This window comes from Thiolinea disciformis DSM 14473, assembly GCF_000371925.1.
Lineage (GTDB): Bacteria > Pseudomonadota > Gammaproteobacteria > Thiotrichales > Thiotrichaceae > Thiolinea > Thiolinea disciformis.
In genome coordinates this window covers 64,188-77,969 of record NZ_AQVE01000012.1, presented here as the reverse complement: position 1 = coordinate 77,969, position 13,782 = coordinate 64,188, and the positions used below count along the sequence as shown (strand labels likewise).

The 13,782-nt window shown below is 44.3% G+C and carries 14 protein-coding genes; 7 read left to right on the top strand and 7 right to left on the bottom strand.

The window, feature by feature from the left end; genetic code table 11:
* Positions 1–43: 43 nt before the first annotated feature.
* The gene (locus tag A3IE_RS22710) at positions 44–448 is read right to left on the bottom strand and encodes a hypothetical protein (RefSeq protein WP_110721460.1); all 405 of its coding nucleotides are present in this window, start codon (positions 446–448) and stop codon (positions 44–46) included.
* A gap of 160 nt (positions 449–608) precedes the next feature.
* On the opposite strand from A3IE_RS22710, the gene A3IE_RS0110865 reads away from it, so the two are divergent.
* The 4 genes from A3IE_RS0110865 to A3IE_RS0110850 all read left to right on the top strand — a co-directional run bounded on the left by A3IE_RS0110865 (position 609) and on the right by A3IE_RS0110850 (position 2,648).
* Positions 609–1,148, top strand: a complete 540-nt coding sequence (locus A3IE_RS0110865) for an RNA polymerase sigma factor (RefSeq protein ID WP_020395650.1) — start codon at positions 609–611, stop codon at positions 1,146–1,148.
* Positions 1,145–1,372 (top strand): hypothetical protein, encoded by a 228-nt coding sequence (locus A3IE_RS0110860; protein ID WP_020395649.1) that lies wholly within the window; start codon positions 1,145–1,147, stop codon positions 1,370–1,372. Before A3IE_RS0110865 ends, A3IE_RS0110860 begins: the two co-directional genes overlap by 4 nt.
* 62 nt (positions 1,373–1,434) lie before the next feature.
* Positions 1,435–2,346, top strand: a complete 912-nt coding sequence (lepB, locus tag A3IE_RS0110855) for a signal peptidase I (RefSeq protein ID WP_020395648.1) — start codon at positions 1,435–1,437, stop codon at positions 2,344–2,346.
* Between the two features lie 83 nt (positions 2,347–2,429).
* On the top strand, positions 2,430–2,648 hold the full coding sequence (locus A3IE_RS0110850) for a hypothetical protein (protein ID WP_020395647.1): 219 nt from the start codon (positions 2,430–2,432) through the stop codon (positions 2,646–2,648).
* A 301-nt stretch (positions 2,649–2,949) separates the two neighbouring features.
* Here A3IE_RS0110850 and urtE read toward each other — a convergent pair whose 3' ends face one another.
* The 5 genes from urtE to urtA form a co-directional block, all read right to left on the bottom strand.
* Complete coding sequence (gene urtE / locus A3IE_RS0110845) at positions 2,950–3,645, bottom strand: urea ABC transporter ATP-binding subunit UrtE (protein WP_020395646.1); 696 nt, start codon at positions 3,643–3,645, stop codon at positions 2,950–2,952.
* Positions 3,646–4,437: an urea ABC transporter ATP-binding protein UrtD gene (urtD, locus tag A3IE_RS0110840; protein WP_020395645.1), complete on the bottom strand. Its 792-nt coding sequence runs from the start codon at positions 4,435–4,437 to the stop codon at positions 3,646–3,648.
* Positions 4,434–5,546, bottom strand: a complete 1,113-nt coding sequence (gene urtC, locus A3IE_RS0110835; protein ID WP_020395644.1) for an urea ABC transporter permease subunit UrtC — start codon at positions 5,544–5,546, stop codon at positions 4,434–4,436. Before urtC ends, urtD begins: the two co-directional genes overlap by 4 nt.
* Positions 5,547–5,549: 3 nt before the next feature.
* The gene (gene urtB / locus A3IE_RS0110830) at positions 5,550–7,148 is read right to left on the bottom strand and encodes an urea ABC transporter permease subunit UrtB (RefSeq protein ID WP_020395643.1); all 1,599 of its coding nucleotides are present in this window, start codon (positions 7,146–7,148) and stop codon (positions 5,550–5,552) included.
* 98 nt (positions 7,149–7,246) lie between these two features.
* Positions 7,247–8,551, bottom strand: coding sequence for an urea ABC transporter substrate-binding protein (gene urtA / locus A3IE_RS0110825; protein ID WP_020395642.1), 1,305 nt, complete (start codon positions 8,549–8,551; stop codon positions 7,247–7,249).
* Between the two features lie 782 nt (positions 8,552–9,333).
* On the opposite strand from urtA, the gene A3IE_RS0110820 reads away from it, so the two are divergent.
* A complete protein-coding gene (locus A3IE_RS0110820; protein WP_020395641.1) occupies positions 9,334–9,609 on the top strand; it encodes a helix-turn-helix domain-containing protein in 276 nt (91 codons plus the stop codon).
* Positions 9,602–10,846: a type II toxin-antitoxin system HipA family toxin gene (locus A3IE_RS0110815; RefSeq protein ID WP_020395640.1), complete on the top strand. Its 1,245-nt coding sequence runs from the start codon at positions 9,602–9,604 to the stop codon at positions 10,844–10,846. Before A3IE_RS0110820 ends, A3IE_RS0110815 begins: the two co-directional genes overlap by 8 nt.
* On the opposite strand, the gene A3IE_RS0110810 is transcribed toward A3IE_RS0110815, so the two are convergent.
* Positions 10,843–11,910: a Fic family protein gene (locus A3IE_RS0110810; protein WP_020395639.1), complete on the bottom strand. Its 1,068-nt coding sequence runs from the start codon at positions 11,908–11,910 to the stop codon at positions 10,843–10,845. The genes A3IE_RS0110815 and A3IE_RS0110810 overlap by 4 nt on opposite strands.
* 150 nt (positions 11,911–12,060) lie before the next feature.
* Between A3IE_RS0110810 and argS the strand changes: the two genes are divergently transcribed.
* Positions 12,061–13,773, top strand: a complete 1,713-nt coding sequence (gene argS / locus A3IE_RS0110805; protein ID WP_020395638.1) for an arginine--tRNA ligase — start codon at positions 12,061–12,063, stop codon at positions 13,771–13,773.
* The last annotated feature ends 9 nt before the right edge of the window (positions 13,774–13,782 follow it).

Below are 13,782 nucleotides of genomic sequence, written 5' to 3'. Positions count from 1 at the left end.
AAAAACCAACTCAGCCTTATAAGCGAGTTGGCTTTGGTTGAACTTAGCGCCCGCGGCTATTCGGTCTATACGGTGGGCGTGGGCAAGGGTTGAAATTACATTGTCGTAATGGATTACGCGCTACTGTTCCACCTCCCGGACAAACCCTTAAATCACGTGTGCAGCCCCGCACTGGTGGTCGAGGCGGATAAGGTCTAACGTGTGGCGGGGGTATGTAACGAGGGGGACGCATGGGTGGTCTGTAGGGGGGGGGGCGTCTCGCGGGTGGCGGATTAGGAGTATAAGTAGGACAAGCTCTAAAAGCGCAATTGGGCCCACGACTCACATAAGAACCATCAGGGCATCTTTTGGCATCCATGGGACACATATTGCCTGCTTGTACCGGATAACTGCTCAACATAGCAATTAATAAACTGGCGGTAGCAGCAAGCGTTTTAACCACATGCATATTCAAGCTCCTCTTGTTGCAGCATAAATTTAAGTATAGATGCTAAATGGATGACGTGAAATTAAATTTCTTGACCTAAATACCAACGCTTAATGCTTATTCCTGTAACTTTCTGCCGACCTAGCGGTATGCGTAGTAATAACCTATTAGGAATGGCTAGGTGGATAGTACGACCTTAATTGCGCGGGTCTTAACAGGCGATCGAGCAGCTTTTGCACCACTTGTTGATCAATACCAAGGTAGTTTATTTGCCTATTTGGGGCGTATGGGTTTTAGTCAGGCTCAGGCCGAGGAGCTGGCGCAAGAAACTTTTATTCGTGTCTGGCAGCATTTAGGTGACTATGATCCTAAACGCGCACAATTTTCCACATGGTTATTCACGATTGCCCATCGTCTAGCCTTGAATGAATGGGATAAACGCCATCATCAATATGAGCTAGCTATGGGGGATGATACACCCGAGGCTATCAGTTCCACGTTATCACCTGCCGAACAACTCTCTACTCAGCAACAGCAACAACGCCTACAACAAGCCTTAACCCGTTTAAATTTGGCGGATCGCAGCGCCTTAGCCTTAGCTTATGTGCAAGGTTTAGATTTAAAAACCATTGCTGAATTAGAAGGTTGTAGCGAATCAGCTTTGAAAGTTCGATTACATCGTGCTAAGCAACAATTACGCACTTACTTGGAGTTGTCATGAATCCCCAACACGACCCCTTAGATGATTTATTAGCGCAAACCTTAATGAAACCACCTGCAACTTTCACGCAAACTGTCATGCAACGTATTACTTACCTACCGCAGCCTGTGAAAAAAACAGGGCAGTATTTGCAATGGTTAGCCTTATTAGGTGCAGTGGCGCTTGGTTTAGAGCAAGTCTTGGGTTTTATGTTTGGTATTTGGTTAGTCAGTAGTGCAGGTTAAAGCTTGTAACTTTTGTATTAGTAAGCGGTATAAACCACTATCACACTACTAAGGAAATGTTTATGTTTGCGACCGAACTACCCGATACGCCTAAACCTCGCCGCCCCTTATTTGCTTTACTCCTGTCTTTGGTTCTACCAGGGTTTGGACAGCTTTATAATGGACAAGTGAATAAAGCGTTATGGCTGTATTTGATTTTTAGTCTGCTTACTTTGCCCATGATGGTATTCATTGCCTTATATCTTCCCAATGGATTAATGTTGCCTGTCTTAGTGGTTAGTCTGTTGGCTGTGCTGGGGATATGGTTTTATGGGATGTGGGATGCGTGGCGTACTGCTCAGTCTTTAAAGACTTACCAATTAAAAACATGGCAATACAGTAGCGTGTATTGGTGGGTGTTTATTCTGTGTAATCTGATCATATTTCCCTTATTGTCAGCTTATATTCGTACTCATCAAGTAGAAGCCTTTTATATTCCGTCTGCCAGTATGAATCCAACGCTTAAACAGGGTGATTTATTATTTGCAGATAAATGTTATAACTGCCCGAATTGTGAAGGTGCGGTGCAACGCGGCGATATAGCGATTTTTACTTATCCTAATGATCGTTCACGTTATTACATCAAACGTATTATAGGTTTGCCCAATGATAAAATTCAGCTACAGGGACAAACGATTAGTATTAATGGTAAAGCACTGACTCAAGCCGCTCAACAAGGTTTAATCACAGAAAGTGTTGACACTAAAATGTGGCAGGTACAATGGCAACAACAGACTGAAGGTTTTAAAGACAGTGAATTTATTGTGCCTGCTGGACAGGTATTTGTATTAGGGGATAATCGCAGTCACAGTACGGATTCACGGGAGTTTGGTACAGTACCCTTAAGTGATGTGGTCGGCAAAGCGCGGCAGGTTTGGTTTTCCAAACACGATGGAGATATCGATTGGCAACGTTTAGGGCTGACACTACAATAAGTTAAGATGCGGTTTTTTAAGTAAATTTTAAGATCATATCGGTTAAATAGACACTTTCAATACTTTTCAGAAGGATAAAAATCATGGCAGATTGGCGTAAAGTAGCAAAAGGTTTTGCCTTAGGTGATGGTCATATCAGCACCAAAGAAGTCGATATGTTACGTGCTTTAGTATTAAAAGACGGTGAGGTTAGTAAAAGTGAATTAGATTTTCTAAAGGAAATTAAAGCTGAAGCGAAGAGCGCCGTTAAAGTATTAGATGATTTGATTGCAGAATGTGAAGTCATGGTTAATAAAAAGTAAACTTTCTTAAATGTTAGTTATAAGCATGTTATTAATAGCAATAACATGCTTTGATTGATTTCAAGAAAATATTTTTCCTTCAAAATTATTGATCCTAAGCTTTATAATTTATTTTAACTAAATCAATAAGGATCTTTGAATTGCTTACATACTTCTATATTTAAGGCTTGGTTTTTAGAGTTTGGCTGAATAATATTGCTTCAGTGCCAATACCCATGAAGGTGCTTGCATTGTTCTGATTAAACCTTTGCAAATCTTACCGCGTAGTATGTGACTAAATACAAGGATCGGGTATTGCAGTCTAAACTGTTAAATATTTTTGGATTAATCCTTCAGTTAATTCTCTCATCTCGCCCTGTGCCACTTGCCGTCCACGATCTAAAATGCAAAACCGATCCCCAACTCTGCGAGCAAAAGGCAATTTCTGCTCGACCAGTAAGACGCTTAGACCGGTCTCTTGATTGAGCTTGCGGATAATGTCGCCGATTTCTTGCACAATATTTGGCTGAATGCCTTCAGTCGGCTCATCTAAAATTAGTAATTGAGGAGCAAGCACTAAGGCACGACCAATCGCCAATTGTTGTTGCTGCCCGCCGGATAAATCACCACCACGCCGCTTCAGCATTTGTGTGAGCACGGGGAAGAGTTCGAAAATAAAAGCTGGAATACGGCGGATTTTATCGCGACGTGCTGGTAAACCAATGCGTAGGTTTTCTTCTACAGTAAGCAGTGGGAAAATTTGTCGACCTTGGGGGACATAACCAATACCCAGCGTCGCACGTTTTTCAGCATCCACGTCTAGCAAATTTTGGCCTTGGTAGTGAATCGTGCCATCCCGTACTGTCACTAACCCCATAATACATTGCAGCAGAGTTGTTTTGCCCACGCCATTACGCCCCATAAGCACGGTCACTTGGCCTTCGGGCACCTGCAAATTCAAGTCCCAAAGCGTGTGACTTTCGCCGTAAAACTGGTTGAGTTTATCCACTTTGAGCATTTATTCCCCCAAATACACTTCAACCACGCGTGGGTTTTGTTGTACTTCGTCCATCGTACCTTCCGCCAGTACGCTGCCTTGATGCAGCACTGTGACCTTATTCGCAATTGAGCGTACAAATTCCATATCGTGCTCCACCACCACCACTGAATGTTTGCCTGCTAAGGATTTCAATAGCTCAGCAGTACGATCCATTTCTTGATGAGTCATGCCCGCCACGGGTTCGTCGACCAACAATAAATAAGGCTTTTGCACCAAGAGCATCCCAATTTCTAGCCACTGTTTTTGTCCATGCGACAGCGCTCCAGCGAGTTTGTGATACTGTTCGCTCAAACCAATGGTTTGCAGGGTTTCGTCAATCAAAGCTTGTTGCTCGCCGTTCAATTGGGCACGCAAACTAAACCAAACCCGTTTATCACCTTTCATCGCTAGCTCTAAATTTTCCGCGACACTATGCGATTCAAACACGGTAGGCTTTTGGAATTTGCGCCCTATACCTGCATTAGCAATTTCGGGTTCGCTTAGCTTCAATAAATCAATGGTTTGGCCGAAGAAAGCTTTGCCGCTATCGGGTTTGGTTTTGCCGGTGATAATGTCCATCATGGTGGTTTTACCGGCACCATTCGGGCCAATAATGCAGCGCAATTCGCCCGCATCGATATACAAAGTGAGATTATTAATCGCCTTGAAACCATCAAAACTGACGTTTAAATCTTCCAAATACAGAATCGCTTTGTGGCTGGTATCTAATGCGCCTTGGCGATAAAAATGCGCGCCTTCACCTTCGCTCATGCTGCCACCTCGCGTTTACGCCCGAAATTTGTTTTGAGAGTGTTCCACAAACCGGCTAAACCTTGCGGCAAATACAAAGTAACGAGCACGAATAAAGCCCCGAGCATAAAGAGCCAAGACTCCGGCATTAAGCCCGTGAACACGGTTTTGGCGTAATTGACTAAAATAGCGCCCAAGACTGCACCATATAAAGTGGCGCGTCCGCCCATGGCGACCCAAATGACAATCTCAATCGAGTTTAATGGGGAGAATTCGCTCGGGTTAATTATACCGACTTGAGGGACATATAATGCACCCGCCACACCGGCGAGCATGGCAGAAAAGGTGAAAATCCAAACTTTGTAATGCTCAACTTTATAGCCGACGAAACGGGTGCGGCTTTCAGCGTCACGAATCGCAACCGTAATGCGCCCGAGTTTAGAATTAATCACATAGCGGCAGAGTAAATAGCCGATGGCCAGTGCCAAGCCTGAGCAGATAAATAAGGCTACACGCGTATAATCGGATTGTAGGCTGAAGCCAAGAATATCTTTGAAGTCGGTCAGGCCATTATTCCCGCCAAAGCCCATTTCATTGCGTAAAAATGCCCACATGAGTGCATAAGTCATGGCTTGGGTCATGATCGACAAATACACACCAGTGACCCGCGAACGAAAGGCTAGCCAGCCGAATACAAAGGCTAATAAGCTCGGTATGAATAGCACCATGAGGAGTGCAAACCAAAACATATCAAAGCCTTGCCAGAACCACGGCAGCACTTTCCAATTCAAAAACACCATAAAGTCAGGTAGTTCAGGATTGCCATAGACACCGCGATCACCGATTTGGCGCATTAAATACATACCCATCACATAGCCGCCGAGTGCGAAAAATGCACCATGCCCAAGGCTTAAGATGCCTAGATAACCCCAGACCAAATCGACGGCTACGGCTAATAAGGCATAGGTTAAATACTTACCCATTAAGGTGACTAAGTAGGTAGGAACATGGAGTGGGCTGGTATTCGAGACGACTAAATTCAAAACCGGCACGACGAGTAAAACCGCTGCCAAGACTGCCAGCATGATTTGTCCGCCGCGATCATTTTTCAGGATTTGACTAATCAGCATGGTTTAATCTCCCGCAGCACGGCCTTTTTGCGGGAATAAACCGCGCGGGCGCTTTTGAATAAACAGAATAATGAATACCAGTACTAGAATTTTGGCGAGCACGGCACCCGCCCAAGGCTCAAGAAATTTATTGATCACCCCTAGGGATAAACCCGCGACCAAGGTTCCCCATAAATTACCGACCCCACCAAAAACCACCACCATGAAGGAGTCGATAATATAACTCTGACCTAAATTGGGGCCGACATTCGTGAGCTGACTTAAAGCCACCCCTGCCACCCCTGCAATCCCTGAGCCTAAGCCAAAGGTCAAAGCGTCTACTCGTGCGGAACGCACACCCATGGCACGCGCCATGGCACGGTTTTGTGAAACCGCACGCACTTGTAAACCGAGATTAGTATTACGCAGCACGAAATATAAAATGGCGAACACTAATAAACTGAAGGCGAGAATATACAAGCGGTTGTAGGTTAAAGAGAGCACGCTATTAATCTCTAGAGAACCTGACATCCAAGAGGGATTTGATACCGGAACATTTTGCGGGGAGACCACGGTGCGCACGAGTTGTTGGAGGATAAGACTGATCCCGAAGGTCGCTAGCAAGGTTTCCAAAGGCCGCCCATATAAATGCCGAATCACGCTGCGTTCAATCAAAATCCCCATCAAGCCAGACACCACAAACGCAGCAGGAATAGCCAAGAATAATGAGTAATCAAGGTAATTCGGCATCAACTTTTGAATGAAATAAGTCGTATAAGCACCAAGCATAATCAGCTCACCATGTGCCATATTAATCACACCCATCACGCCAAAAGTGATTGCCAAACCTATTGCCGCCAGTACCAGCACAGAGCCGAGACTTAGCCCAAAAAACAGGGTTTCCAGTTGCCCATTTAAGGCCACCTTATTCTCAATACTGCGCAAAGTGGTTTGTGCAGCTTTGGCAATTTCAGAATCCGCGTCGCTACTTAAGATCGTGAGTTTATTGCGTACTATTGGATTGAGATTACCCTCCAAAGCGTTAAGGGCAGACAATTTTGACGCTTTATCGCTGCTATTCAGGGATGCCAATTGAATGGCTAAATAGAGTGCATCTTTAACTTGTGAGTCGGTTTCTTTACTGAGCAAGTCTTGTAGTTGCGGGAGCTGCTCGGGGGTAACGGTTTCTAATAAACCTATAGTAGAGGCTAAACGCACTTTCGGGTCAGAGCTGGATAGGCTTAAGCCTCCCAGTTTGCTGCGTAAATATTTACGCAAAGTATTATTGATAGGGATTTTTCGGTAATCGTCTTTATTTAATGCACTTAAAGCTTGGCCTGTACTGGCATCCAACGAATTACCGTCAGCAAGTACTGCTAAACTATCATTCTGTTTATGTTGATAAAGTTGGCCTTCAAGTAGGGCTTTTAAGGCTAGTGGTGCTTGCGGATCGGAACTGGCGGCAAGTAAATCGGCAGCTTCGCGGGTTTTATCGAAACTGGCTTGTTTAAAAAGGCTGCTGGCTTGATTCCAAGTAGGATCGGTTTCTGCCCAGACAGCGGCAATACTAAAAAATAAAAGGATTAAAGCAACACCAATGCGGGCGCGTGACTTGGCTAACATGTGCTTACCTTGCAGAAAAGAGGACGCCCGCGACCGATCGAGCAGGTGAGATGGACGTCCTCAGGTTACTTGCGGATCAGGAAATTATTGTTGACTCATTACTCATATTTTTGACCTGAGCATTTTTTTGTTTCTGTGTTGTAATTACCGCAAGGCTTGCCATCGGTCTCTTTGCCAGTCCAGTCGGCTACAAGGGGCTTGGAGTCGGGTAAGAAATCCGACCACGCATCGCCCGCGATTTCTGGCGTTTTCGACACCACTTCAAACTGCCCGTTTTCTTGAATTTCGCCGATTAAGACGGGTTTGGTTAAATGGTGATTGGGCAATACTTTGGCTGTACCGCCGGTGAGATTAGGAAACTCTAGGCCAATCATGGCTTGCTCGACTTTATCGGTCTCAGTCGTGCCCGCTTTTTCGACAGCTTTTACCCAAAGATTAAAGCCTAAATAATGCGCTTCCATCGGGTCATTAGTGACACGCTTATCGCTCTTAATGAACTCATGCCATTTTGTGATGAACTCTTTATTAGCCGTTGTATCGACACTCATAAAATAGTTCCAAGCCGCCAAATGCCCGACTAAAGGCTTGGTATCAATGCCGGATAATTCTTCTTCGCCCACCGAGAACGCCACGACCGGAATGGTTTCAGCAGTAATGCCTTGATTACCCAGCTCTTTGTAGAAAGGCACATTCGCATCACCGTTGATAGTGGAAACCACTGCCGTTTTCTTGCCCTCGGAGCCGAATTTTTTAATATCTGCGACAATCGACTGCCAATCCGAATGACCGAATGGCGTGTAGTTGATCATAATGTCTTTTTCATCGACGCCTTTTGCTTTTAAATAAGCCTCGAGGATCTTATTGGTCGTGCGTGGATAGACATAATCCGTACCGGCTAACACCCAACGCTTAACTTCTAAATCTTTCATTAAATAATCGACGGCTGGAATCGCTTGCTGATTGGGTGCTGCACCGGTGTAAAAGACATTCTTAGAGGATTCCTCACCCTCATATTGCACCGGATAAAACAGCAAACTGTTTTTCTCTTCAAACACCGGCAAGACTGATTTACGTGAAACCGACGTCCAGCAGCCGAAAGTCACTGCCACTTTATCTTTTTCGATGAGATCGCGAGCTTTCTCAGCGAACAAAGGCCAATTCGAGGCAGGATCAACAACCACCGCTTCGAGTTTTTTCCCCAAAACCCCACCTTTTTTATTCTGCTCATCAATCAACATAAGCATGGTGTCTTTTAAAGTGGTTTCACTGATAGCCATTGTTCCGGAAAGCGAGTGTAGGACACCGACTTTGATAGTGTCGTCGGCGGCATAAGCGCTACCTATCATAGTGAATGAAAGGCCGAGCGTTAGTAAGGATTGTTTGAGTCGCTTGTTTAACAACATACCTACTCCTAAGAATAAAAAGAACCGCTAGTGTTTTTAAAGTATGTGTTGGCCAATGCAACCGGTATGCCAATGCAATTATTCATATATATTTCAAATGCTTAGTTAAAAATATTTAACGCATTAACTATTTTGGTGCATAAATGCACAGTCAAATGGATGCATTTTTTATGTGCAGCGCTTCAAAATGCAGCTTAGCAATCAAGAAGTCGAGTAAAGCGTCTTAGGTGGTTATGGTTTAAGGGATTTTTATAAAGCAGGTCGTAAAATTTTATAGATGTATTTTGAACCTGTGACACTAGAGGGTATTAGCGAGAGCATTCGTTCGCTAATGAATCTATCATAAAGCGCCTCGGAGCTGGTTAAGATCAGCCGCTTCAACGACCGTTATAAGTCTTGTTGAAATGAACAGCGCAAACCAACACTGGCTAGCACTTGATTCACTTGATGAAGGTGTTGTGTTGGAATACCTCTGCTTTCTTCACCGAGATTCCTTAAACGTTACGATAATACCCTTAAGCTTCATAGAAGAGGCAGGTGGAACATGGCTGTGTAACAGTTATTGTGCACCTGCAGCTTGTACAGTGCTTGAAAATAAAAAAATGGAACTTAAGAGCAGTGATAAAAATTTCATTCTGATGTCCTTGGAGCGATTCGCCCGTTTGAGAAAGCCTTGAATTTTTTAGCGTAAAACAGCCAAGAAAAATTCTATATTCATCTTGAAATGTCTAGTATATGATACAAAAGACACTTTAATTAAAAAAATGTACTAAATACTTGACATGAATCTGGTAGAACTAGGCAAAGTTATTCGTATGGCACGCAAGCAGCGCAAGCTCACCCAAGTAGAGTTAAGCACCCAGTTAGGCTTAAGTCGTGCCACCTTATCCGCGCTAGAAAATGGCACGGTACAAGAAATTGGCATCCGCAAAGTAATGTCGATTTGTGCACTCTTAGGTCTAGAATTGAATGCGCAAGCGCCCCAAAGTAAACGTCCCACCTTGCACCATCTCGTGACAGAAGCCGAACAGCGTAAACGGAGCAAAAACCATGAGTGACGAACAGCAGCTCGATATTTTTTGTGACGGGAATTTGTCCGGTGTCTTGGGGCGTAGTCATTTGCAGCCACGCACTTACTTATTTAACTATCAGGCAGATGCTAGTGATGCTTTGGCGGTTTCGCTCACGATGCCCGTGATTCCCGATCAATATATTTTTCAGCAAGGTGTTCATCCGATTTTTCAAATGAATTTACCCGAGGGTGAATTACGTGAAACCTTGCGCTATAGCTTTCAGAAAACGGTACAACACTTCGATGATTTGAGTTTATTAAGTATTGTCGGGCATTCGCAAATTGGTCGAGTGCGCATTGCGGAAATAGGGGAGCAGCCAGCTACCATGCCACAGCAAAGTGTCCAAGAACTCCAGCATTATGCGGGCACAGAGGATTTATTTGCCGATTTATTACAGCGTTTTGGACGCTATTCGGGCATTTCTGGGGTGCAACCTAAGGTTTTAGTGCGTGATGAAGCCACTATTGCTCAAGCAGAGCTGCCGAGCGATTTAGAGCAAGTGACATGGCGCGATTCAACCCATATTGTTAAAGCGTGGAACCCTGAGCGTTTTCCGCATTTGGCTGCTAATGAGTATTTTTGTTTGAAAGCGGCGGAGCGTGCGGGCTTGGAAATTCCTCACATTGAATTATCGGCCCAAGGTAAATTGCTGATCGTTAAGCGTTTCGATTTAGATAAAAAAGGTGGCTATTTAGGGTTTGAAGATTTTTGTGTATTAAATGGTTTAGCGACTGAAGATAAATATTTAGGTTCTTATCAAGATATTGCAGAGCGTATTCGTCAATTTGTATCCCCCGCTTATTTGCATGATGCCATGGAGCAATTTTTCTTATCAGTGGCCTTAAGCTGTGCTGTCAGAAATGGTGATGCGCATTTAAAAAATTTCGGTGTCATTTACGCTGATCCAGAGGCTGATATTCGCTTAGCACCAGCTTTCGATATTGTTTCGACTGCTGTTTATATTCCCAATGACCATTTGGCATTGTTATTCGGTGGCAGTAAGTTTTTCCCACAGCGCAAAGGTTTAATCACCTTTGGACGCCGTTATTGTGGGCTAACAGAACGGCGTACTCAGCAATTATTAGAATGGATACTGCACGGCATGGACGCGACACTGGCGGATATTGCTGCCTATCAACGTGAAAATCCGTCATTTGCTGAGATTGGGGCACGAATGCAACACGTATGGCGTGAAGGGATGAATGATTTACGCGCTGGTTAAGCAAAGGCACTGACGAGGGCAATGTCTTCCGAACCCTGCACTAAAGCTTTATAACGCTTGGCACTTTTCACATAAGCCTGCACAAAGGTATTAACCAAGAACTCATGACGTTGCCGTTCGTAAAGTGCCAGCAGACCGAATAAATACTCGCGCTTACTCACTTCACTCCACGTAAAAGGAGCGAGCTGTTGTTGACACAGTGGAATGTTCAAACACAAACGCGCCGTCCGATTATTCGCTTCTCGAAACGCTTGTAAATACGATAAAAATAATAAAGTAAAGATGGCTTGTTCATAAGGGTCGTGGATGGCCTGAGCCTTATCGCAAAACTGGGCAAAATAATATTGAATTTGCTCCGGATCATTCAGTGGCAAATACGCGCTTTCTGTAAAAGATAAGGTACGCACCCGTAAATTAGAACTAATCGTAGCATCTTGTAAACTGCCCGCACCAAGTAAAGCATGGAGTTGTGCTATGTATAAGTCATCCACTTTCAAATGAGAGCGTTGGTCTATTAAATAATTCAGTGCAGTGCGTTGTTTACAAAGATTATTGATGGCAGCTTGGCTTAATTGTGTGGGCCGTTCATTAAACTCTAGTAATGCTTTACTATCTAACCATGAGAGTTTAATGCCCTCTAAATTGGCTGAATTGTAAAGCCAGTCGATCGCTGCGGTATTAAGGAGTTGAGCATAATCAGCGGTCGAGTCACAAACCTTACCCGCTTTATGCAGTTTTTCTAATTGGTAAGGGCTAAGCAAGCTGTATTGGTTAGGTTGGTAGATATCAAGCCAGTCTGCGTAGTAATACACCACAGGGCGCTCTTGCGGTGGGCGACTTAAATCCCAGCGTAAATAAGGTTCGGAATCAGGGTTTAAGCGATAGGTACGCGCACGCGTTGGCGCGTCAGGGCTTAATATGCCTTGCTCTACCAACTGGGACAAATCGCGAAATAAGGTGGTGCGTCCTACCTCGACCCAAGGTAATAAGTCGCCAACCGCTAAATTTTGGGCAGGGTTTTCGAGAAATTTATCCAAAATCAGTTGTTGACGCTCACTAAGCATAATTTCATCCTTGATTGGAGTGGCTATTGTTTCAAAGTTTAGTCTAAGCCTGCAACAATTTCTGCAACATACTTATGCTAAAACACCCTGCTTTTCGCCTGCACTCAAGCTACAATAAGTCTTTTTTCCTAGCTCGCTCTAATTCTAACTATGACTATTCGCCAATTACTTGATGATCGTTTAACAACAGCACTACACCTTGCGGGAGCGCCAGATTCTAGTTCTGCGCAAGTGCGCCCGTCTGCGCGACCTGAGTTTGGTGATTATCAAGCGAATGGTGTAATGGCGGCTGCCAAGCAAGCCAAACTGAATCCGCGTGATTTAGCCGCAAAAATTCTAGATAATCTTGATTTAAGTGATGTGGCGGACAAAGTTGAGATTGCTGGGCCTGGTTTTTTAAATATTCATTTGAAAAATAATTGGTTAGCTGAGCAGTTGGGTAGCGAAAAAGCGTTCGATCTTACACCACAAAAAATCGTAGTGGATTATTCCAGCCCGAATTTGGCTAAAGAAATGCATGTCGGCCATCTGCGTTCAACCATTATTGGTGACGCGATGGTACGTGTCTTAGAGTGGCTTGGTCATCAGGTAATTCGCCAAAATCATGTAGGTGACTGGGGCACACAATTCGGGATGCTGTTGGCGCATTTAGCGGATTTAAAAGCTCAAGGCGACGAAATTTCCATGCAATTGCACGATTTGGAGAGTTTTTATCGTGCCGCCAAGTTACGTTTTGATGCTGAGCCAGCGTTTGCACAACGTGCGCGAGACATGGTGGTCAAGCTCCAATCAGGCGATGTGGAATGCTTAGCCTTGTGGCATCAATTTATTGAAATTTCCCTCAGCCACAGCGAAGAAACCTATCAGCATTTAGGAGTATCGCTTAATCGCGAGCATGTCAAAGCAGAAAGTAGCTATAACCCTGATTTGGCAAATATCGTTAGCGCTTTACAATCCAAGGGTTTACTCACCGAAAGTGATGGTGCGCAATGCGTATTTCTGGATGAGTTTCGCAAAAAAGACGGCAGCATTGACCCAATAATTATTCAAAAAACAGGGGGTGGCTTTTTGTATGCGACGACTGATCTTGCCGCACTACGCTATCGCAATGATATTTTAAAAGCGGATCGCATTTTATACTTCGTGGATGTGCGCCAATCGCTGCATTTCCAGCAAATGTTTGCATTGGCACGTAAAGCAGGTTTTGTTGATGCGCATGTTTTATTGGAGCACATGGCGTTTGGCACTATGCTCGGCGAAGATGGCAAGCCCTTTAAAACACGCACCGGCGGCACTGTGCGCTTGGCTGATTTATTAAAAGAAGCGGAAGAACGTGCCTTCAGCCTAGTGAGCGATAAAAGTCCTGAGCTAGACGAGGCTGAGCGGCGCGAGATTGCGCGTAAAGTGGGCATAGGCTCGGTGAAATATGCTGATTTATCCAAAAACCGCAATTCGGATTATGTATTTAGCTGGAATGCGATGTTGAGTTTGGAAGGCAATACCGCGCCTTATTTGCAATATGCCTATGCACGGATTCGCAGCATTTTTAGAAAATTAGGTCGTGAAGCGCCCGAGGCCAGTATTCAATTGCAAGAGTCCAGCGAGCGTGCTTTGGCGCTGCGCTTACTGCAATTTGATGAAGTTTTATTGAGTGTGGCTAAAGATGGTCTGCCGAATCAGCTTTGCTTATATTTATATGAATTGGCGGGCAATTTCATGAGTTTTTATGAGGCTTGCCCCATTTTAAAAGATGATGTGCCTCGTGATAGTCGTGATAGTCGTTTAAAATTGGCTGATCTTACAGCGCAAACCTTAAAACAAGGTTTGGGTTTGCTCGGGATTGAAGTGATGGAACGTATGTAATGCAACACA